Annotated in this window: 28 protein-coding genes; 13 read left to right on the forward strand and 15 right to left on the reverse strand. The window is 62.6% G+C overall.

Annotated features, from left to right (window positions below):
• Positions 1-15 precede the first annotated feature (15 nt).
• Positions 16-933: a polyprenyl synthetase family protein gene (locus M727_RS0112485; RefSeq protein WP_027152968.1), complete on the reverse strand. Its 918-nt coding sequence runs from the start codon at positions 931-933 to the stop codon at positions 16-18.
• 79 nt (positions 934-1,012) lie between these two features.
• On the opposite strand from M727_RS0112485, the gene M727_RS0112490 reads away from it, so the two are divergent.
• The 3 genes from M727_RS0112490 to M727_RS0112500 all read left to right on the forward strand — a co-directional run bounded on the left by M727_RS0112490 (position 1,013) and on the right by M727_RS0112500 (position 2,748).
• On the forward strand, positions 1,013-1,783 hold the full coding sequence (locus M727_RS0112490; RefSeq protein ID WP_027152969.1) for a transglycosylase domain-containing protein: 771 nt from the start codon (positions 1,013-1,015) through the stop codon (positions 1,781-1,783).
• Between the two features lie 137 nt (positions 1,784-1,920).
• Positions 1,921-2,103: a 50S ribosomal protein L32 gene (gene rpmF, locus M727_RS0112495; RefSeq protein ID WP_006203806.1), complete on the forward strand. Its 183-nt coding sequence runs from the start codon at positions 1,921-1,923 to the stop codon at positions 2,101-2,103.
• Between the two features lie 243 nt (positions 2,104-2,346).
• The gene (locus M727_RS0112500) at positions 2,347-2,748 is read left to right on the forward strand and encodes a hypothetical protein (protein WP_027152970.1); all 402 of its coding nucleotides are present in this window, start codon (positions 2,347-2,349) and stop codon (positions 2,746-2,748) included.
• 144 nt (positions 2,749-2,892) lie between these two features.
• Here the strand turns inward: M727_RS0112500 and M727_RS0112505 are convergent, their stop codons facing one another.
• Both M727_RS0112505 and M727_RS0112510 read right to left on the reverse strand, forming a co-directional pair.
• Complete coding sequence (locus M727_RS0112505) at positions 2,893-3,126, reverse strand: hypothetical protein (protein ID WP_023797044.1); 234 nt, start codon at positions 3,124-3,126, stop codon at positions 2,893-2,895.
• Positions 3,127-3,204: 78 nt separating this feature from the next.
• Positions 3,205-3,732 carry a helix-turn-helix domain-containing protein gene (locus M727_RS0112510; RefSeq protein WP_027152971.1) on the reverse strand — a complete coding sequence of 176 codons (528 nt, stop codon included), beginning with the start codon at positions 3,730-3,732 and terminating at the stop codon, positions 3,205-3,207.
• A gap of 100 nt (positions 3,733-3,832) precedes the next feature.
• Between M727_RS0112510 and M727_RS0112515 the strand changes: the two genes are divergently transcribed.
• The 4 genes from M727_RS0112515 (at position 3,833) to M727_RS0112530 (ending at position 6,478) form a co-directional block, all read left to right on the forward strand.
• Positions 3,833-4,699 (forward strand): alpha/beta hydrolase, encoded by an 867-nt coding sequence (locus M727_RS0112515; protein WP_027152972.1) that lies wholly within the window; start codon positions 3,833-3,835, stop codon positions 4,697-4,699.
• Between the two features lie 315 nt (positions 4,700-5,014).
• Positions 5,015-5,359: a metalloregulator ArsR/SmtB family transcription factor gene (locus tag M727_RS0112520; RefSeq protein ID WP_027152973.1), complete on the forward strand. Its 345-nt coding sequence runs from the start codon at positions 5,015-5,017 to the stop codon at positions 5,357-5,359.
• Between the two features lie 10 nt (positions 5,360-5,369).
• Positions 5,370-5,870 (forward strand): SRPBCC family protein, encoded by a 501-nt coding sequence (locus M727_RS36335; protein ID WP_051505599.1) that lies wholly within the window; start codon positions 5,370-5,372, stop codon positions 5,868-5,870.
• Positions 5,870-6,478: a glutathione S-transferase family protein gene (locus M727_RS0112530; protein ID WP_027152974.1), complete on the forward strand. Its 609-nt coding sequence runs from the start codon at positions 5,870-5,872 to the stop codon at positions 6,476-6,478. The genes M727_RS36335 and M727_RS0112530 overlap by 1 nt, the downstream gene beginning before the upstream one ends.
• Positions 6,479-6,584: 106 nt before the next feature.
• On the opposite strand, the gene M727_RS0112535 is transcribed toward M727_RS0112530, so the two are convergent.
• The 3 genes from M727_RS0112535 to M727_RS0112545 form a co-directional block, all read right to left on the reverse strand.
• On the reverse strand, positions 6,585-6,872 hold the full coding sequence (locus M727_RS0112535) for a metalloregulator ArsR/SmtB family transcription factor (protein ID WP_027152975.1): 288 nt from the start codon (positions 6,870-6,872) through the stop codon (positions 6,585-6,587).
• Positions 6,873-6,903: 31 nt separating this feature from the next.
• On the reverse strand, positions 6,904-8,151 hold the full coding sequence (locus M727_RS0112540) for an MFS transporter (protein WP_027152976.1): 1,248 nt from the start codon (positions 8,149-8,151) through the stop codon (positions 6,904-6,906).
• Between the two features lie 84 nt (positions 8,152-8,235).
• The gene (locus tag M727_RS0112545; RefSeq protein ID WP_023797052.1) at positions 8,236-8,430 is read right to left on the reverse strand and encodes a DUF1192 domain-containing protein; all 195 of its coding nucleotides are present in this window, start codon (positions 8,428-8,430) and stop codon (positions 8,236-8,238) included.
• A gap of 194 nt (positions 8,431-8,624) precedes the next feature.
• Here M727_RS0112545 and M727_RS0112550 point away from each other — a divergent pair, with 194 nt between their 5' ends.
• The 3 genes from M727_RS0112550 to M727_RS0112560 all read left to right on the forward strand — a co-directional run bounded on the left by M727_RS0112550 (position 8,625) and on the right by M727_RS0112560 (position 11,283).
• The gene (locus M727_RS0112550; RefSeq protein ID WP_027152977.1) at positions 8,625-9,638 is read left to right on the forward strand and encodes an NAD(P)H-quinone oxidoreductase; all 1,014 of its coding nucleotides are present in this window, start codon (positions 8,625-8,627) and stop codon (positions 9,636-9,638) included.
• 132 nt (positions 9,639-9,770) lie between these two features.
• Complete coding sequence (locus M727_RS39910; RefSeq protein WP_084646712.1) at positions 9,771-9,911, forward strand: DUF1127 domain-containing protein; 141 nt, start codon at positions 9,771-9,773, stop codon at positions 9,909-9,911.
• A gap of 268 nt (positions 9,912-10,179) precedes the next feature.
• Positions 10,180-11,283, forward strand: coding sequence for a LuxR family transcriptional regulator (locus M727_RS0112560; RefSeq protein ID WP_027152978.1), 1,104 nt, complete (start codon positions 10,180-10,182; stop codon positions 11,281-11,283).
• Between the two features lie 39 nt (positions 11,284-11,322).
• Here M727_RS0112560 and M727_RS0112565 read toward each other — a convergent pair whose 3' ends face one another.
• Positions 11,323-11,871, reverse strand: a complete 549-nt coding sequence (locus M727_RS0112565) for a LysE family transporter (RefSeq protein ID WP_245268545.1) — start codon at positions 11,869-11,871, stop codon at positions 11,323-11,325.
• 414 nt (positions 11,872-12,285) lie between these two features.
• Between M727_RS0112565 and M727_RS0112570 the strand changes: the two genes are divergently transcribed.
• Entirely contained in the window at positions 12,286-12,981 is a 696-nt protein-coding gene (locus M727_RS0112570; RefSeq protein ID WP_027152980.1) for a DUF1013 domain-containing protein, read from the forward strand.
• Between the two features lie 166 nt (positions 12,982-13,147).
• On the opposite strand, the gene M727_RS0112575 is transcribed toward M727_RS0112570, so the two are convergent.
• The 5 genes from M727_RS0112575 to M727_RS39915 form a co-directional block, all read right to left on the reverse strand.
• Entirely contained in the window at positions 13,148-13,867 is a 720-nt protein-coding gene (locus M727_RS0112575; RefSeq protein ID WP_027152981.1) for a YafY family protein, read from the reverse strand.
• Positions 13,868-13,937: 70 nt separating this feature from the next.
• Entirely contained in the window at positions 13,938-14,348 is a 411-nt protein-coding gene (locus tag M727_RS0112580; protein WP_027152982.1) for a hypothetical protein, read from the reverse strand.
• A 7-nt stretch (positions 14,349-14,355) separates the two neighbouring features.
• Positions 14,356-14,721, reverse strand: a complete 366-nt coding sequence (locus tag M727_RS0112585) for a VOC family protein (RefSeq protein ID WP_027152983.1) — start codon at positions 14,719-14,721, stop codon at positions 14,356-14,358.
• A 53-nt stretch (positions 14,722-14,774) separates the two neighbouring features.
• A complete protein-coding gene (locus M727_RS0112590; RefSeq protein WP_027152984.1) occupies positions 14,775-15,377 on the reverse strand; it encodes a DJ-1/PfpI family protein in 603 nt (200 codons plus the stop codon).
• An 83-nt stretch (positions 15,378-15,460) separates the two neighbouring features.
• On the reverse strand, positions 15,461-15,628 hold the full coding sequence (locus M727_RS39915) for a hypothetical protein (RefSeq protein ID WP_082982284.1): 168 nt from the start codon (positions 15,626-15,628) through the stop codon (positions 15,461-15,463).
• Positions 15,629-15,888: 260 nt separating this feature from the next.
• Between M727_RS39915 and M727_RS0112605 the strand changes: the two genes are divergently transcribed.
• Together M727_RS0112605 and M727_RS39920 are read left to right on the forward strand one after the other, a co-directional pair.
• Complete coding sequence (locus M727_RS0112605; RefSeq protein WP_027152986.1) at positions 15,889-16,836, forward strand: ring-cleaving dioxygenase; 948 nt, start codon at positions 15,889-15,891, stop codon at positions 16,834-16,836.
• Between the two features lie 166 nt (positions 16,837-17,002).
• Positions 17,003-17,164, forward strand: coding sequence for a hypothetical protein (locus tag M727_RS39920; RefSeq protein ID WP_077380491.1), 162 nt, complete (start codon positions 17,003-17,005; stop codon positions 17,162-17,164).
• A gap of 139 nt (positions 17,165-17,303) precedes the next feature.
• On the opposite strand, the gene M727_RS0112615 is transcribed toward M727_RS39920, so the two are convergent.
• The 3 genes from M727_RS0112615 to M727_RS0112625 form a co-directional block, all read right to left on the reverse strand.
• Positions 17,304-18,035: an SGNH/GDSL hydrolase family protein gene (locus tag M727_RS0112615; RefSeq protein WP_027152987.1), complete on the reverse strand. Its 732-nt coding sequence runs from the start codon at positions 18,033-18,035 to the stop codon at positions 17,304-17,306.
• A gap of 115 nt (positions 18,036-18,150) precedes the next feature.
• Positions 18,151-18,891, reverse strand: coding sequence for a thioredoxin family protein (locus M727_RS0112620; RefSeq protein WP_027152988.1), 741 nt, complete (start codon positions 18,889-18,891; stop codon positions 18,151-18,153).
• A gap of 135 nt (positions 18,892-19,026) precedes the next feature.
• Positions 19,027-20,052 (reverse strand): class I fructose-bisphosphate aldolase, encoded by a 1,026-nt coding sequence (locus tag M727_RS0112625; RefSeq protein WP_027152989.1) that lies wholly within the window; start codon positions 20,050-20,052, stop codon positions 19,027-19,029.
• Positions 20,053-20,180: the final 128 nt, after the last annotated feature.

Genomic DNA, 20,180 nt, shown 5'->3' on the forward strand with positions numbered 1-20,180 from the left:
CAGCTTGGAACAGCGTCAGCTGTTGCGGGCCGCCACGAATTCCGCTGCCTGCTTCAGAAGCACGGCGTCTTCGCCATAGGGACAAAGCAAGACGTGGGCCTGGTCGACGAGGCCTTGAAGCTGGTCCCGCGCCCAGTTGGCGCCGTGCAGCGCCACCAGCGTCGCCTTGCCGGCGGCTGCGTCCTTGCCGGTCGCCTTGCCCATCTGGCGCGCATCCGCAGTCAGATCGAGCAGGTCGTCGGCAAGTTGAAAGGCAAGCCCGATCGCCGAGCCGAATTCCGCCAGTCTTTCACGGTCGGCCGCCGGCGCGCCGGCAACAATTGCGCCCGCCTCGCAGGCGAAGCGGATCAGCGCGCCGGTCTTCATCGCCTGAAGCCGGATTATGCCGGCTTCCTCCGGCCGTATACGCTCGGCTTCGAGATCGAGCATCTGGCCGCCGACCATGCCACCGGCTCCGGCGGCGCGGGCCAGCGCCAGCACCAGCGCCGCCCGCCGTTCGGCCGGCAGCATCGTCGCTTCGTCGGCAATGATATCGAAGGCGAGCGCCAGCAAGGCGTCGCCGGCGAGGATGGCGGTCGCCTCGTCGAAGGCCTTGTGAACGGTCGGCTGGCCTCGGCGCAGATCGTCGTCGTCCATGGCCGGCAGATCGTCATGGATCAGCGAATAGCAATGCACGCATTCGAGCGCCGCCGCCACGCGCAGCGCCGCCTCGCCGTCGGCGGAAAACAGCGCAGCGCTTTCCATGACCAGGAAAGGGCGCAGGCGCTTGCCGCCATTCAGCACGCCGTGGCGCATCGCCTCCATCAAACGCTGCGGCCGCGCGATCTCGCCTGAAAGCGGGCGGTCATCGAGCAGCCGCCTGAGCAGCGCCTCGATCGGCCCTGTGCGTGCGAGAAGCGCTGCCTCGAACGGTATTTGATCGTCTTTCGCCATGCCGGGGACCGGTAGCCGACACTCAGACGTTGCGCAAGAAGCCAAGCGCCATTATGCCGGGGGCAGGGAGCAGCATGGATTGAGCGGCTTGGCGGAACCGATCGTCGATCACGAAACCGAAGGGCTGGACATGGTGAGGCCGAAACGCGGCAATCGCATCGGTCTCAAACGTTGGCCTCGGCACTGGGTCCGGCGCGGTATCTCCGTCGCCGTGGTGCTGGCGCTGATGCCGGTGGTGTTGACCTTTCTGTATCTGCCGCCGTTCGTGCATCCGGTATCGACACTGATGCTGAAGGATCTGGCGACGTTTTCCGGCTATGACCGGCGCTGGGTCTCGATCGACGATGTGGCGCCGGCGTTGGCGCATTCGGTCATCATGTCGGAGGACGGGCAGTTCTGTTTCCATCGCGGGATCGACCTCGGCGAGTTGAGGGGCGTCGTCGACGACGCGCTGGCCGGCGAGATGACGCGCGGCGCCTCGACCATCACCATGCAGAGCGTCAAGAACCTCTATCTGTGGTCGCGGCCGCTGGGCTCGGTCCGAAAAGTCGTCGAGCTGCCGCTGGCTGTCTATGTCGACATGGTGATGTCGAAACGGCGCATCATGGAAATCTATCTCAATATCGCCGAATGGGGACCGGGCATCTATGGCATCGAGGCTGCCGCCCAGCACCATTTCGGGGTTTCGGCAAAACGATTGTCGCGTCGCCAGGCGGCGCTGCTTGCCGTCACCCTGCCGAACCCGATCGCCCGCAACCCGGCGAAGCCCGGGCCGGGGTTGAGACGGCTGGCCTCGCTGATCGAGCGGCGCGCGGGTCGGTCCGGCGCCTATGTCGGCTGTCTGCGATAGCTTAAAAAAATTCGCGACGGCGCTGGCCAAAACGGCGCAGGGCGTGTATAGGCACCCGACTTTCTCAGATTCCGGCCCTGACGCGGCCCTTTCACGAGGGCAGCCGGGGCATTTTGACCATGTAGTGGAGCATATCCATGGCCGTACCGAAACGAAAAACCTCCCCGTCGAAGCGCGGCATGCGCCGCTCGGCCGATGCGCTGAAGGCTCCGACCTATGTCGAGGACAAGAATTCCGGCGAGATGCGCCGCCCGCACCATATCGACCTGAAGACCGGCATGTATCGCGGTCGCCAGGTTCTGGAGCCGAAGGAAAGCTGAGAACGCTTTCGACGGTTTGGGACTATCGAAGGACCGGCCATCGCGCCGGTCTTTCTGCGTTTTGCGCAGATGATCGCCCCTCGAATTGTTGTCAAATATGCCAGCAGCCATGCCTATGGCAGCCGTACCGGCTGGTACTGTTATTTCGCACGGTCTTTGTCCGTGTTCGCGGTCGCATGCGAAAATTCTTGACGGCGAACGCCGAGCGCATACTAGAGAAGGCTGTCCAACCGGAGCCTTCTGATGTTCGGTGCCATCCCGCTGCTGATCGTACCCTTCGTCCTCTATAATCTTGGGCTTCTGGGAATATTCGGCGGCGGCGACGATCCTTGGGCAATCCAAATGTTCTCGATCCGCATGATGTCGGGCGGAGTGTTCTCGATGACGTTCGGCGATCTGATCGTGCTGATCGGGCTGCTTCTCTTCTTCGTCGAAATCTTGAAATCGACGCGCACGACGAGCGCCTCGATCATGGACCACCTGTTGTCGACCTTCGTCTTCGTGGCGTTCCTGGTCGAGTTCCTGCTGGTGAAGGGCGCGGCGCACTCGGTTTTCTTCATTTTGATGGTCATCGCACTGGTCGACGTCCTGGCCGGCTTCTCAGTATCGATGCGAGCAGCCAGCCGCGACATAACCATGAGCTAATGCATGTCGCGCAAAGCATGCCTCGGGCTTGAACGAGGGTGCGCAGCGGTTTTGCTGTAACGACATGCATAAAGGCGGTGAAGCAGCCGCCTCGTTGTCAGCACCTGCCGACGGCAGGACAGGCCCGCCCGACACGCCGGACCGCTATTTTTTCTTGGCGCGTGTCGGCTTCTTCACCGGAGCAGCCGGCGCATTGGCGAGGTCTTCCGCTTCCTTGGCAAGGCGGAGCGCCCTCAGCTTGTTGGTCTTTATCTGGCGGGCATCGCTCTCGGCGACATATTCCGCCATCGCCTTCTGACGAACCGTGGCTGCCTCTTCCTGCTTCTTGAAACGCAAATCGGCCCGCGCGCGGGCAGTATCCTTAGAGTTCTCAACCAAGGGCTTTTCCAATCCCGTAATTATAGTTTTCAATGGCTTTAATAGCAGAGCCGCCCTGCGATGGGGGAAATAAGTTGGTCAGGCGCCGGCATCGCACCCGGCGCCCGGCGCCTTTCGGGCGACAACCGCCTCGTATCCGGCCTGCAACGTCGCACGCACGGTGGCATCCGGCGGCGTGTCGGAAGGCGTGCCCAGATGTTCGTGGCGCAGTTCGTCCATGAACTCTTCCCACATCGGCGGGCCGCCCTTTTCGAGAAGTTCGGCGCGGATCGAGAGCTCCTCGCTGACCGGCAGCCAGACGCGACCCCAGGCGCCGAGATGCGCCAGGATCGGCACCAGCGTTATCGCCATTTCGGTCAGGCTGTAGATCGCCTTCTGCTTGTGGGTGGGATCGTCGGCCCTGGTCAGCATGCCGAGTTCCATCAGCCGCTTCAGCCGATCGGCGAGGATGTTGGAAGCGATGCGTTCCAATGACCCGTTGAGCAGGTCGCGAAAGTGGCGTTTGCCGCCGAAAATCATGTCGCGGAGGATGATCAGGCTCCACCGGTCGCCGAACACTTCAAGCGACAGGTTGATCGGGCACCCAGACCGATGATCGATGCTCATGCGATTCTCCGATAGAAACCGGTTGCATTATCATATCAGTTTTATTATCGTGCAACTGATTGCGAAATGCAATCGGTTTTGCAGAGAGGAGACGGCGACCATGACCAAGGCAGCGGAACCGGAAATCGTGTCACAGACGTTTGGCGATCCCGCGCATCCGCCGATGCTGCTGATCATGGGCGCGATGGCTTCGATGCTCTGGTGGCCTGAGGCGTTCTGCCGGAAACTGGGCGGCAACGGCCTGTTCGTGATCCGCTATGACAATCGCGATACCGGCCGTTCGACCAAATATGCGCCGGGCGAACCGCCTTACACTTTCGACGACATGGTGGATGACGCCATTCACATCCTCGACAATCATGGCATCGCGAAAGCGCATGTCGTCGGCATGTCGATGGGCGGCATGATCGCGCAGCTCGTGGCGTTGAAATATCCATCGCGGATCATCTCGCTAACGGCGATCAGCACTTCGCCAATCGGGATCGACACCTCGCATCTGCCAGGGACGAGCGAAGCCTATATGAAGCATTCGGCCGAAGGCGCCAAGGTCGACTGGTCGGACCGAGCCCAGGTGGTCGACTACATCGTCAAGGACGCGCACGCGATCGCCGGCACTACGCATCCCTTCGACGAGAGGCGAACGAGAGCCTTCGTCGAACAGGACTACGACCGGTCCGGCGGTTTTCTAAGCGCGACCAATCATTTCATGCTCAAGACCGGTGAAGATCGGGGCGGCGAGGATCGGGGCAGCGAGGATCGGAAGGGTCGAACGCACGATTTGAAGGTTCCGCTCCTCGTCATCCACGGCACCGCGGATCCGATCTTTCCGGTCGAGCATGGCGCCGCTCTGGCCGAAGCAGTTGCCGGCGCGAGGCTTGTCCGCATTGAAGGCGGCGGCCACGAACTCCATCCCGACGATTGGGCCGCGATCGTTGATGCCATCGTCGCCCATAGCCAAGCCAGGTAAGCGCGGAGTCGGACCTTGACACACCATCGGCAATAGTTAAGTAGTCGCTTCAGTGTTTAGCTCCGTAAACCATGCAGCGGCGAACCACTAAGGGAACGAGCAAAGCAGTGTCCTTGACGATGCATCTCCATCCGCTCGCCTCCTTCTGCTGGAAGCCGCTGATCGCACTATGAAAACGGAACGCCGTTCACATCTGTCGGCAATGAACAGTCGCGCGCTACCACGACCGGCTGCTGCTGCGGCCGTCTGTCGCCCGAGTGATCGAGGAAGCGCAGCCCTATTTGAAACTTTCCCCTACAACAACGGTTAAGCCCGATGCTGCACGATACCGCCCAGCTCGACCTGATGTTCCAAGCGCTCGCCGACCCGGCGCGGCGGCACATGGTGGAGAGGCTGTCGTGCGGCCCCGCATCGGTCAGCCAGTTGGCCGAGCCGCTGGCGATGTCGCTGTCGGCGGTCGTCCAGCACCTGAACGTGCTCGAGGCGAGCGGTCTCGTCCGCACCGAAAAGCTCGGCCGGGTGCGCACCTGCCAGCTCGAGCCGAGGGCGCTGAGGACCGCCGAACACTGGATCAACGAACGGCGCCTGAGTTGGGAACAGCGGCTCGACCGGCTCGGCGGCTTTCTTGCGGAAACCAAAGACGAAACCGAAGGAAACTGAGGAGGCCAACATGAGCGAACGCTCCGTCATCCATTCGACCATAGTGCTCGAACGCAGCTACGACGCTTCGCCGGCGCTGGTGTTCGCCGCTTGGTCCGATCCCGCCGCATTGCAGCGCTGGGGCTCGCCCGGCGAGGGTTGGGAAAGCAGCATTGAATGCTTCGAGTTCCAAGTGGGCGGCATTGCGCTCAGCCGTTTCGGACCCAAGGATGGCGAGAGTTATGTGAACGAGACGCGCTACCTCGACATCGTGCGCGACCAGCGCATCGTCTCGGCTGGTGGCATGACCAGCAGCGGCCAGCGATTGTTTGTCGGCCTGCTGACGGTTGAATTCAGTCCAGAAGGCACAGGCTGCCGGCTGCTGATGACCGAGCAAGGCGCCTTTCTTGACGGCCATGATCAGCCCAAAAACCATCAGGCTGGCTGGAGCCAGATGCTCGACAACCTGCGGGTGGAATGCGCGCGAGCGCCCCAGCCTGAGCCAAAGACCAGCAGAATCGGGAGAATATGATGAAACTCTACTGCGGCATCGGTCCGAATTCCTACCGCGTCCGCATCTTCATGGCTGAGAAAGGCATCGACGTTCCGCGGGTTGATGTCGATCTGACAAAAGGCGAGCACAAAACCCCGCAATTCCTTGAGCTCAACTCACTCGGCCAGATTCCCGTGCTCGTGCTCGATGACGGGACGGTGATCACCGAAAGCATCGCCATCTGCCGCTATCTGGAGGCGCTTCATCCAACGCCGGCACTGTTCGGCTCGGACGCGGTCAGCCAAGGCAAGGTCGAGATGTGGAACCGCCGCGCCGAGATCGAGATCTTCGGAACGATCGGCAGCATTGCGCTGCATTCCGATCCTATGTTTGCGGAGCGGCTTGTGCAGTTCCCGGCTTTCGCCGAAACCCAGCGCGAAGCCGTTCCGGCAAAGTGGGCGTGGCTTGACCGCGAGATCGCCGATGGCCGCCCGTTCATCGCGGGCGATCAGTACTCCGTCGCCGACATCACCGCCGCCGTCGCAGCGTGGCTTGGCGCCTTCTTCGGAGCCGACATCCCGGACTCGCTCGTCAATGTCCATCATTGGCTCGACCGCGTTCAGAAACGTCCAAGCTGGAACGCTTAGGCCGGTGTCTGACATTGTTTCAATGAGATGTGCGGCTCAGCGCCAGCACCTGGATCCAGAGGAGCTTCGCCATGCCTGTCTACTGGCAAAGATGCGACGGCGCACCTCAGCTTCCGGGCGAGCCAAGCTGCTCGGCTTCCCAGAACTGGTCGAGCCAGATGTTGAGCTTCAGGAAGCCGGCACTGCTGACCGTATAGACGCGCCTTGTCCCTTCCGGCTTGGCGTTGACCAGCCCGGCGTCGAGCAGCACTTTCAGATGCTGCGAAACCGCCGGGCGCGAGACCGGCAACCCGGCGGCCAGTTCGTTGACGGTCTTCGGGCCGCGCCGAAGCTCTTCCAAGAGATAGCGCCGGTTGGGGTCGGCAATCGCCATGAAGGCGTCGGAAAACATCATGCCTTATTTGTGAGGCAAAGTTTTCCAAATCTCAACCGTTGGTTTCAGGCTTTCTGCGCGGATCGAGCCGCAAGGCTTCCGGCGTGATCGAGCGCTCGGCCGGTTGCGTCTTGAAGGCGTCGCGGTCTTCGATTGGCACCGGCGCGCGTCGGCTGATGCGCAGCAGCGTATAGCCTGCCAGGCAAAGATGCGCGAGGGCCGTTGCAAGGAACAGGCTTTCCGGCCGCATCCAGCCCATCAGGCCGGCGGCCAGCAGCGGCCCGATCATCGTGCCGAAACCATAGAGCAGCAGCAGGCCGCCGGACACTTTGACGAAATCCTCCGCCCGGGCGTGGTCGTTGGCATGGGCCACGGCGATCGAATAGAGCGTGTAGGCAAAGGCCCCGTAGGCGGCGGTGCAGACGATGACGAAGACGCCGGAGCGCGGCTCGAACAGGAACAGCGCGAGGGCGAACAGCGCCGCGCCGAAGGCCAGGCCCGCCAGCACGAAGCGGCGGTCAGTCTTGTCGGAGAGACGCCCGGCCGGAAGTTGCATGGCGGCGCCAGCGACGACCACCAGGCTCATCATCAGCGCGATCTCGGCCGTGGAAATGCCGATGCGGGCGCCATAGACGGCGCCAAGCGTGCCCCAGGCGCCGTTGGCGACGCCGATCAGAACGCAGGCGATCGCCGACACCGGCGAATTGACATAGAGCCCCTTGACGTCGAGCGAGACGTCCTGCAGCGGCTTGGGATGCGAAGCGGTCGACACTGCGGTCGGAATGAGCGACAGGCAGAACAGGATACCGGTGATCATGAACAGCGAGGCCGACTTCACATCACCGCCGGCAACGATCATCTGGCCGCCCATGATCGAGGCATAGGTGACCATCATGTAAAGGCCGAAGACGGCGCCGCGGTTCTCGTTGGTGGACTTCTCGTTGAGCCAGCTTTCGATGATCATGAAGGCGCCGGCCATGGTGAAGCCGGTGAAGGCGCGCAGCAGGATCCAGATATATTCGTCGATGATCAGGCCGGTGAGCAGTGCGACGATGGCTCCCGATGCCGCAAAGGCGCCAAAAGCGCGTACGTGACCGGCGCGGCGCACCAGGCGCGGCGCAAAGAAGCAGCCGGTGACGAAGCCGCCGGCCCAGGCCGTGCCCATCAGGCCGAGCGATGCGGTCGAGAAACCCTCCAACTGGCCGCGCAGCGGCAACAACAGCCCGTGCAGTCCGGTTGCCGCAAGCAGGAAAGCGGTGCCGCGAAGCAGCGAAAGGATCGGTCGGTAGCTTGCAAACATTTAGCTGATCCGGCTGGAATTTGGGGAGGGTCTGAAGACAGTCGCATTCGAGCTTTTCGCCGGCGGGCGCTTCGGCTCTGGAAACTATCCGCGGCGAAACAACGCCTCGGCCGCTGATTTGGTGGTGCTCTTGGTCTTGAGTTCGGCTTCGAGCCGGGCGATCTCGTCGCGCAAGATGCCGATCCGCTCGGACAGTTCATCGACGGAAAGCAGCGACAGATCCTGCCCGATCTCATGCGGGCGCGCTTTCTTTTTGGGTTCGTCGTCGAAGATCGCCATCGTCGCTCCTCGCTCATGCGTCAAAATTAAACGGCTACAGCGTCCTTGGCGCGTCCAATCGCACGCCCGGCGCTGCAGTGGCCATTTGCCTGATTTGGCAATCAGCATACATAGGGCAAGGGCATGGATGCAAACAGTCGGCAAGAAAACCGAGAGCTGGCAAGAAACTGGCGAAGCGAGACGGGAAAAAATTCATGGCGAGCGGACAGGACAGAATTCCGGCGAAGATGACGGCCATCGCGATCTCGGAACCCGGCGGACCGCGGGTGCTGAAACCGGAAACGCGTGACGTGCCGGTGCCCGGTCCCGGCGAAATCCTGATCCGGGTGCGCGCCGCCGGTATCAACCGGCCGGATGTGCAGCAACGCAAGGGCGTCTACCCGCCGCCGCCTGGTGCGTCGGACCTGCCGGGCCTCGAAGCGTCAGGCGAAGTTGCAGCTCTTGGCGACGAGATATCGCGCTGGCGCGTCGGCGACCGCGTCTGCGCGCTGACGCCCGGCGGCGGCTATGCCGAATACGCCAAGGTGCATGCCGGCAGCGTGCTGCCGCTGCCGGCCGGCTTTACCCACACCGAAGCGGCGGCGGTACCGGAAAACTACTTCACCGTCTGGCATAATGTCTTCGAACGCGGCGCCCTGAAGAGCGGCGAGACGCTGCTCGTGCATGGCGGCTCGTCCGGGATCGGCACCACGGCGATCCAGCTCGCCTCGGCCTTCGGCGCCCATGTCGTTACCACTGCCGGCAGCCAGGAGAAGTGTGACGCCTGTCTGAAGCTCGGCGCCGACCGGGCGATCAACTACCGCGAGGAGGACTTCGTCGCGGCGGTCAAGGACGCGACCGGCGGCAAGGGCGCCAACGTCATCCTCGACATGGTCGGCGGCGACTATGTGGCGCGAAACTACGAGGCCGCGGCGGTGGAAGGCCGCATCGTCCAGATCGCCACGCAGAGCGGGGCGGTGGCAAGCACCGACTTCTCGAAGATGATGGCCAAGCGGCTCACCCACACCGGCTCGATGCTGCGGCCGCGCACCGTCGAATTCAAGGCGGCGATCGCCGCAGCGCTGGAGGCGCAGGTGTGGCCGCTGCTCGGCACCCGCAAGGTAGCACCGGTCATGGACATGATCTTTCCGCTCAAGGAAGCGTGGCGGGCGCATGAGCGGATGGAGGACGGCGACCACATCGGCAAGATCGTGCTCGATGTCGGCTGACGGTCGGCAAGCAAGCTGAACAAAACCTTAATTGCGCAATGCAACAAACGCATTGCCGCCATGCAAAAGCGTCTGTTCAACTTTTCATCAACGGTGCCTATTTGAGCGGCATCGAAACGATGGAGGACTACCATGAACCCGATCCGTGCTTTCCGTAACTGGCGCATGTACAATGAAACCGTGCGCGAACTGAACCGCCTGAACGCCCGTGAGCTCAACGACCTCGGCATCAACCGTGCTGACATCGAGAGGATCGCCCGCAAGACGCTTTGATCCGCCAAGCAAGAGCCGAGGCAGGCGGTTTTCCCGTCGCCGGTTCCGAGCCCGCTGGACCCTGTCCGGCGGGTTTTGTCGTTTTGAAGTCCGAGGCTACAGCGGCGGCTGCTATGATGGCCACTATCCAGAACCGAATACAACTCGACCGCAATCTGCGGTTGACTCCGGTTTCAGCGTGGGCATTTTGATCGCGCGGGACTAGGTCAGTGGCTGCGGGCGCCGATCCGGGCCAGTAGCGTGCTGACTCTGAAACAGGCTTGCGCCCATGTTCGACGATCTGACGGACAAGATCTACGAGGCGGCTTTCGTGCCGGAACTTTGGGGCGATGCGCTCGAAGCTGCCGGCAGTCTTTCTGGTTCGGCCACCGGCGCCATCTTCCTGTTCAGTGGCGATTCTCCGGTCCGCGGCAGATTGAGTGACGTTTCTCCGGTTCACGGCAACTCGCTGCGATCCGTGTTTGACGAATTTGTCGCCAGCGACACCTGGAAATTCTCTGACGCCGTACAGCGTATGTGCAGCATGCAGCCGGCGAGCTTCGTTCAGGTCGAAGATTTCTTGACAGCTGAAGAGGTCGAACGTGATCCGGTGCGGATACAGCTGAGAGCGGCCGGTATCGGCGCACACGCTTGTTCGGCAGTCGCCATGCCGAGTGGCGAGCTCGTCACTTTCGTATTTCAACGGTGGATGAAGGATGGCACCTACGATCGGGCGTCGGTCGATCGGCTGGACCAGCTTCGCCCGCATTTCGCGCGTGCCGGCATGGTCTCGGCGCGACTGGGGTTGGAACGGGCCAGGGCGACCGTCTCGGCACTCGAGACCATCGGGCTGCCGGCCGCGGTCATGACTGCATCGGGACGCGTGCTGACGGCCAACGGCCTGCTGGAAGAAATGACCGAGATGTTTCTGCCAACCGCCTATGGCGGCATGGCGATCGCCAATGCCTCCGCCAATGCGCTTTTCCAGCAGGCCATTCTCGAGAACCGCAACGATTTCGCGGTCCGATCCATTCCTGTTGCCGCGAACGAAAGCCGGCCGGCTCTGGTCATCCATCTTTTGCCGCTGCGCCGCGCCGCACACGACATTTTCACCGGCGCGGACATCCTGATTGCTGCAACGGAAGTAAGGGCCAGTGCCGTCGTGCCTTCACCAGCCCTCCTCGCGGGCCTGTTCGACCTGACGCCCTCCGAGGCACGTCTGGCCGCCGTGCTTTCGCAGGGACGACCCTTGAAAGATGCCGCATCCGACTTGACGATCACGGTAAAGACCGGCCGGACCTATCTCGAACGGATTTTCGCCAAGACCGGGACAAGTCAGCAAAGCCAACTCGTCGCCTTGCTCAAGAGCACAGAACCGCTCAATCGCAGATGACGATCGGCCAAATCGGTGGAAGACCGCCTATTTGTTGCTTCAATGGCTAAGCGCGGCAAAACCAATCGCTATCAAGGCGCCTCCCAGCACGATGTCCACGTGCCTGCGGAAACGGTTGTAGAATTCGCGCATGGCTGGCTGGGAAATAGCCAGGCCGACAAGGCCAAACCAGGCGATTGCAATGGCAAAAACCAGCGCTACCACGGATATCTGGATTGGCCCGCGCGTATTCAAGCTCAGCGCAGAGGATGCAAAAAACAATGCGGTGGCCGGATTTGCCGCCGCCGTGACAAACCCCAGCCGGAAGTACCGAACGATGGGAATCGGCTTCGGCTCGTCGGCGCCGATCGTGATCGACAGCGCCCGCCGCATCGAATTCCAGCCGATGAAGACCAGCATTGCGCCGTAAAGGCTGGCGGCTATCTGGTGCGCAATGCCCCCCGGCGGCAGCGCTGCAGCGCCCGTCGCGACGACCATCGCCAGCGAACTCGCGTCCAGGGCAATGCCGGCGGCTGCCGAAAGCGCTGTAGTACGCGAAGCGGTTAGCCCGGCCTGCGCGACGACAGCAAAATTGGCGCCCGGCAGCATTGCCAGAAGCGCATAGGAAATGGCGAACGGAAACAACCCCGCCGCGACAGCGTGCCCGGTTTCCAACATCGATCAGCCCACATCGGCGGCGGCTTGCTCTCCCAAAGCAGCTCGCCGCTACCGAAGCGAAATGTGGATGAAACATGTTCCCACCAACAGTCGGCAAATGCCGACAGAAGGACGTTTTGTTGCCGGGCTAGCGGCCGCGGCCGCTGAGCGGCTCACCGAAGGCGCGATGCTGAAGCCGACAAGGCTGCCTTGACAGGTTCGATATCTCCCGCCATCTCGCGACTACCTTCCAAAAACGTTGCGGAACGGCAACGGAGCGGCTATATAAACCGCGATTTTCCCATTTTGGTGGCTCTAAAACCACCGCCCGCGCGGGAACGCGGGCGAACGAGAAGGATATTTGCAATGGCCAATACGCTGCTGATGCCCAAGGCGACCGCCGTCTGGCTGGTCGACAACACCGCGCTGTCCTTCGAGCAGATCGCGCAGTTCTGCGGACTGCATCCGCTCGAGGTCAAGGCGATCGCCGACGGCGAATCGGCGCAAGGCATCAAGGGCATGGACCCGATCATGACTGGCCAGCTGAGCCGCGACGAGATCGCACGCGCCGAGAAGGATCCGAACCATCGGCTGAAGCTGTCCGACCCCAAGGTGCGGGTGCCGGAATCCAAGCGCAAGGGTCCGCGCTACACGCCGCTGTCAAAGCGCCAGGACCGGCCAAACGCCATCCTCTGGCTGGTCCGCAACCATCCCGAGTTGAAGGACGCGCAGATCGCGCGCCTCGTCGGCACCACCAAGTCGACGATCGACCAGATCCGCGACAGAAAGCACTGGAACTCAGCCAACCTGCAGCCGATGGATCCGGTGACGCTGGGTCTCGCCTCGCAGATCGACCTCGACATGGAAGTCAACCGCGCCTCGCGTGGCCGCGAGCAGGCACAGCCGGCCGGCGACACGCTGCTGCCGGCGGCATTGACCGAGCGCCTCGTGCCGGCGCCGGAGAAGCCAAGGGACGAGGATGCGGAACTCGACGCCAACGCCGTCTTCGCCAAGCTCTCGGCGCTGAAGTCGAAGGACGAGGACAAGGACGACGAGGAGTAAGAAGCGGCGCCCTTTCCTTCTCCCCTTGTGGGAGAAGGTGGCCGCGAAGCGGCCGGATGAGGGTGCTCCAGCTCGAACCGACGCACTCCGTCCAACACCCCTCTTCCGTCTTGGCGCTGCGCGCCAATCCACCTTCTCCCACAACAAGGGGAGAAGGTAAGAGCGCCTAGGTTCGCGCGGCCCGGTCCGGCGCCATGCCGTAGTCGTCGCTGCGCTCCACCGCACGGTAAAAATCGGCGAGCTGCTTGCCGCGCTCCGGCTTGAAGACGCGGCCGGCTATGACCACCGAAGCGATGCGGTCGATGCGGAAAGCGCGAAAGTCGTCGCGCATCTCGCACCAGGCGACCAGCGTCCACACCTTGCCCCAGAACCACAGGCCCAATGGCCTGATGTCGCGCACGGTGCTGCGGCCTGCTTCGTCGGAGTAGTCGATGGTCAGCACCTGGCGTTTTTCCACCGCGCGCTCGATCAGGTCGATTGCTTCGCGGGCGGCGTCGCTCACCACCCACATCGGCGTGTGGATCTCAGTGCGGGCGATGCGGTCTTTTTCGGCATCGGGCAGCACGGCGCCGATCTTGACCAGCGCCTCGTCGGCGGCCCGCGCCATGGCAGCACCGCCAAATGCGCGCACCATGCGGGCGCCGGCGACCAGCGCGACGATCTCGTCACGCGTGAACATCAGCGGCGGAAGGTCGAAACCCTCCCTCATCATGTAGCCGACGCCGGCCTCGCCGTCGATCGGCACGCCCGTGGACTGCAGGTCGGCGATGTCGCGGTAGATGGTTCGCTCGGAAACCTCGAGCCACGTGCCCAGCTTCTGGGCGGTGACCAGACGGCCACCGCGCAGATGCTGCACGATCTGGAAGAGCCTGTCGGCGCGGCGCATCGTGTGGTCCCTCGATGTTGTTTTTAGCCTGTCGTTGTCCCCAAACCGGTTCCAACTTTCGGGCGATGCATTATGGCTCAAGCCCTTCGCGCTTGCGCTGCGCGGCGACGAATGCCGCGCCGAAGGACAACTTCCCTGTTGTCGGCGTCTTTGCATCCAGCACCCGCCAGAACGGCGCGATGTCGCTCAGCGTCATGCCGCGTTCCAGATCCTCGTTGGCGGCCTCGGCGACAGTGCGCAGATGATAGCCGATGGTGACCGGACATGTCACTTCGGCGCCGTGCTCAATGGCGAGCGCGGTGCGCAACGCGCGGACATCCATGGCCACGCCCTCTGGAATGGAGCGGATGAAATCATCGACCTGCCGTGCCGTCGGCACCAGCATCGGCTGGCCCTCGACGACGTCGCCAACAGTGCGCGGCGTCGGCTTGATGCCGTTGATGCCCGGCGTGTTCAGCCTGTCGTTCCAGCTCTTTACCATGCGTCACCTAGACGAAGAGCCCAAAGCTGTTGCCGTCGGGGTCGAGGCAATAGGCGAATGTGCCGGCCGGGATGGAGATTGCCGGCGAGACGACCTGCCCGCCGTTCTGCCTCACCCGTTCCATCGCGTCCTCGATCGGTGCGGCAACCGACAGATGGATGGTCGGGCCGGTTCCCGGTGCCGCGGGTTTCCCGGGGTAAACGTGCCCGGAGGCGGTTCGGTCCTGCGCGGCGAACATGGCCATCGGGTTCGGGCCGCTCTCCTCCAGAATGAGATCGTTCTCAAGCACCGACCCGTAAAAGGCGCGCGCCCGATCCATGTCGGTGACGGGAATCTCGAACCATGCCGAAGCTTTTGCAGGGATGAAGGCCATGTCTGTCTCCTGGTACTTTCGAATTATTGCACGCCGCTCCTGACACCATACTGTCAGGAGGCTTCAGCATATTCCCCTTCGGCATACTCCTTGGCGAACAGCGTACGCATCTCAGCGAGATCGCTGCTTCTCTGGGGATAGAGCGTCTTCAAACAGGCAAGAGCGAAGGTGCCGGGAGCTGAACCCGGCGCGGACACGATGCGACCGTCGGCGACCGCATAGGGCACGTCCTGATAGTTCTGGGCGCCCGGATAGCCCGGCTCCTTTTCGTTGATCCAGTCACGACCATTGCTGGTGTGTTTGGCGTTGCCGAACAGGCCGGCACGCGCCAGTGCCAGCGTGCCCGCGCAGATGCCGCCGACCACACCGCCGCGCGCTGCGACCGCTGTCAGCAGTGCGGAGATGTCAGGCGGAGCATCGACCCACTGGTCGGAGCCGATGACCGCGACGGCGTCAAGATCGGTGTTTTCATCAACCGCGGTGGAGCGGTCGGGCGTCAGCATAAATCCGCTGGCCGAAGTCACCGGCTCGCCGTTCGGCGCCAGCGAAACCGCGCGTGCGCCGAACCATTCGACCGCCGAAGCCGCCAGCAGCCCGTATTCCCAATCGGCGAAGCGATCGATGAAAAGAACGCCGATAGTTTTCTGTTCCGACATTTGCTGCTCCGTCTTTCGGTCCGCCGGACCTGTTTATCTGGGCGCATGGCGTCGGCATGCAACCGCTGCCGCAAAAAATCGCCTCAATGGCCGCGGCCGTGGCGGCCTTCATAATTATCCGGCCAACCGATGTCCTTGCGGATGCTCTGCGGCAACCCGTTCATGAAACGCCGGGTGCGGATCTCGTTGCGCATCGTCCGGATCTTGCCGACATAGTGCTGCACGCTACGCAGAATGGTAAAACCGTTCATGGCTGGTCTCCTCTCTTTCGATGGAGACACTATCGCACACCCCTCCTGACAGCAGTCTGTCAGGAGGCTGAGCGGTCTTTGGCGAGCGTGCAAGTTTTGCCGGTTCCGATCCGTTTGCGCGTGTGAAGCAGGCTTCTCGTCGCCGGGACCAAGTCTTTCATCTGCCAATGACGGACCGTCGGAATCCGCAGCAGCGACAGGGCCGGGGTTCTGATATCTAGGGAGAAAAATTTTCCAGAGATCAGGGAGATGACAATGAGCTGCAACTGACAGGAATTCACCATCTGACCGCAATGACGGCCAATGCACCCGGAAACCTTCGTTTTTACACCAGGACCCTGGGCCTGCGACTGGTCAAGAAGACGGTCAATCAGGACGACACGTCGGCCTATCACCTTTTCTATGCCGACGCCGAGGCGACGCCTGGCACCGATCTTACCTTCTTCGATTGGCCGGTCGGACGCGAGCGGCGCGGCACCAACAGCATCGTGCGGACCAGCCTGAGGGTCGCCAGCCCTGAAAGCCTTGCCTGGTGGAAGCAGCACTTGTCCGGCGAGACCGTCGCGACGGGAGAGATCGGCGATATCGGCGGCTACCCGTCGCTGGACTTCGAAGACCCGGAAGGCCAGCGCCTGCGTCTCGTCAGCGATGGCGGCAAGGGCGACAGTCACCCCTGGGATCAAAGCCCGGTCCCAATCGAGCACCAGATACGCGGGCTCGGGCCTATCGTCATCAGCGTTCCCAACATCACCAACACTGAAACCGTGCTGACCAGGGTGATGAACATGCGCAAGGCGCGGGACTATCCCTCGCCGGATGGTCAGGGCCAGGTTCACGTCTTCGAGATGCGAGCTGGTGGCCCGGCGGCGGAGCTTCATGTCGCTGTGCAGCCGGGCCTTGCGCCGGCACGGCAGGGCGCCGGTGCGGTCCACCACGTGGCATTCAGGGCGCCGGACCAGGAGATTTTGCATCAATGGACGGCGCGGCTGGCCGAATTCCGCCTGCCGTCAAGCGGTGAGGTCGAGCGATATTACTTCCGTTCGCTCTATTTCCGCGAGCCGAACGGCATATTGTTCGAGATTGCCACCGACGGCCCAGGGTTCACGGCCGACGAGCCGCTGGAAACGCTGGGCGAAAGGCTGGCCTTGCCACCGTTCCTCGAACCGAAACGGGCTGCGATCGAGGCCGGCCTCAAGCCGCTGGCATAGCGCTCTCGTGAGTGAGCGAAAGGAGTACTTCGACAGCCGACCGTGATGCTGGAGCGCCGCGCGCCCTTTGGAGGCGCAAAGGATGCTCCAGCAGCATTAAGTCTACGCATCGCGCTTTCCGAAAATCGATTTCGATTTGCGGGCCGATGCGCTAGTCAAAAGCGGCATGTCGAAACTCCTCGCGCTCGTTATCATTGCCATGATGGTCATCCAGCTGATCAAGCCGCTCGGCTGGCCGGGGCTGAAGCGGCGCAGCGATTTTTGGAAGCTGGCGGTGCTGGCAATGGCGGCAATTTCGATAACAGCGGCGCTGGGCCATTGGACCTAAAGCGCGTCGCGTTCGACCGACCTCACGCGACGCTTTAGGTTGTTGTTTTATGCATGTCGATATCGCAAAACCGCTGCACACCCTCGGTTCAAGCCCGAGGGCATGCTTTTGCGCGACATGCATTAGGGCTGGCGGCCCGCTACGCGAGGCGTGGTTCGTTGGCCAGCACCAAATCGACCAGATGTTCCGCCCAGGCCCGGTAGCCGGCTTCCGAGGCATGAAATCCGTCGGAGGCAAAACCGGCTTCGGCATCGGTGATCGGCAGGCGCGGCGCCGGCACAGCGCCGCGTTCGAGGCAAAGGCGCTCGCCCATCCGGTTCATCTCGGCGGCGCGGATTTCCAGGATCTTTCCGAGCAGCGGCGGCATTGCCGGTGCGCGGGTGAATTCCAGCACCGGCGACCACACCACGCGCGCCTCCGGCCATTTGGCGCGCAGCGCGTAGAGCAGGCCGCCAAAATCGCTTTTGAAGCGTGGCACCGAGTGAAAGTTCTTGGTGTCGTTGGTGCCGATGGCGAGCACGATATGCGTCCAGGGATCGGCCGACAGATTGGGCAGCACATGGTCGCGGATCTGGCCTGAGGTCGCCGAGTTGAAGCCGGCTGCCCGCCAGCGCACGGCGCGGCCGGTGCGTTTCGAGATCAGCTCGCCCAGTTGCGCGGCCAGCCCGTATTCGGAATTGCCGATGCCGACCGAGGCGGCGGAAGAATCGCCAAGCATCAGCAGCGAGATCGCCGGTATCTGGCCCGAAATCTCGTGCATGACCGGACCTTGCGCCGGCACCATGCGGCTGGTGCGGCGGCGCACGCCAAGCCCCTGCCAGACATAGACCGGAAAGGCGAGCCAGGTGAGGAGGGCAAGAAAGCGCTGCATCGCAAACCGTTAATGGGGCCAACCGCTAATGGGGTAAGTCCGTCAAAGGGCATAGCAAGCAGCACTTAGCGCATATCAGGCCAGAGGCGAAAGACCTTGCGTCGACGGTCCGTCGTCAATGGCAACAGGCGCCCTCCATTTCGTGCCTGCCCGCATATTCGTCGTGCAGCCGCACCCAGTCCATCAGGCTGTGGTAGGGACCGGTCTCGTTGCGGCCCTTCGGCGTCAGGTCGAGATAGTGATAGGCGCCGATCAGCGGATCGCCGCCCCTGGAGCGCGACATGAAGGTCAGGAAGATGTCGCCGTTCTCATCCCTGTAGAACACGCTGATGCCGGGAAGGTCCTTCGATCTCAGCGCGCGCTGCTCGAAATTGTAGGTCGTGTCGCCGGATGCGATCTGCTTGTCGGTGAAGGAAACCTGCATGTCGAAGTTGAAGTCCGAGGCGTAGGACGACACCCAGTCGAATTTCCAGCCCATGCGCTGTTTGTAGGGCAGAAATTCGGCCAGCGGCGCCCGCGAGATCACGATCAGCGACACATCATGGTGCTTGAGGTGCTGGTTGGCGCCGTCGATGTGATCGGCAAGAAAGGAACAGCCTTCGCAACGGTAGTCGGCGCCCGGCCCGAACATGAAGTGGTAGACGATCAGCTGGCTCGCGCCTCCGAACAGGTCGGCCAGTTTCTTCGGGCCCTGTTCGGTCTCGAAGACATAGTCCTTCCGCATCTTCAGCCAAGGCAATTGCCGCCGTTCGGCAGCGATGCGGTCGCGAAAACGCGTCAATTCCTTTTCACGGGCCAGATGCGCCTTGTGCGCCTGGAACCAGTCTTGCTGTGAAACGATCCTGTTGTTTGGCATCAGCCTGCTCCTCGTTGAGCCCCAAGGACGTTCGGGCTCAACGCAAGCCGACACGGCGCCGCATTTTTTTGGAGCATTTTGGAGCAGATGGAACCCGGGCACATGGCCCGGGTTCGGACGAAGATAAAAAACCGGTCAGGCGGCCTGTTCCAATTCCGGCTGCCATTTGCCAAGCGCTGCCAGGTGGTTCATGTGGGCGCGGTGGGCGAAGGCTGCCTGGGCAGCGGCGACGTTGGCCGCCTTGCCGCTCCATGCCTTCTGCGGCGCCGCCTGCAAGGCGCGGCCATAGGAGAAGGTCAGCTTCCATGGATGCGGGCCGATGGCGTTGATGGCGTTGAGGTTGGCGGTCGCCTCCTCATCCGATTGCCCACCCGAGAGAAAGGCGATGCCGCCAATCGCTGCCGGCACCGTCTCGCGGAACAGTTTTATGGTCTTTTCGGCGACTTCCTCGGGGCTGCTGGTGTTGCCGGATTTTTTGCCGGCGAGAACCATGTTCGGCTTCAGAATGGTGCCTTCAAGGACGACGCGGGCGGCGTAGAGCTCGGTGTAGAGTTTCGTCAGCGTTGCCTTGCTGATCTCGTAGCAGGTGCCGATGTCGTGGGCGCCGTCCATCAGCACCTCCGGCTCGACGATCGGCACGATGCCGGCCTCCTGACAGAGCGCCGCATAGCGGGCGAGCGCATGGGCGTTCGAGTCGATCGACGTGGCGGAGGGCACGCCCCTGGCGACGTCGATGTCGATCACCGCACGCCATTTGGCGAAACGGGCGCCGAGCTTGTAATAGTCGGCGAGCCGCTCGCGCAGGCCGTCGAGGCCTTCGGTGATGGTGTCGCCGGGGTACCCGGCCAGAGGCTTGGCGCCGGCATCGACCTTGATGCCTGGAATGGCGCCGGTCGCCTTGATGATGTCGACCAGCGGCGTGCCATCGGCGGCTTTCTGGCGAATGGTCTCGTCATAGAGGATGACGCCGGAGATGTATCTGGTCATCGCTTCCCTGGCGCGGAACATCATCTCGCGATAGTCGCGGCGGCTGTCGGCGGTCGATTCGACGCCGATGACGTCGAAGCGCTTCTTGATGGTGCCGGAACTCTCGTCGGCGGCCAAAAGACCCTTGCCGTCGGCCACCATCGCAGCGGCAATATCCTCGAGACGTTCGCTCATTGTGCATCCTCCTGAACCGGTTGTTCCAAACAGTGTGAAAATCCGGGCTAGCAGACCACCAGAGCAAGGCAGGTTCAAGTCGAACCATTCCAAGCGGAAAGCTCGAATCGATTGAAATGCGCAAACGC

The sequence above is a fragment of the Mesorhizobium sp. WSM2561 genome (genome assembly GCF_000513915.1).
GTDB lineage: Bacteria > Pseudomonadota > Alphaproteobacteria > Rhizobiales > Rhizobiaceae > Mesorhizobium > Mesorhizobium muleiense.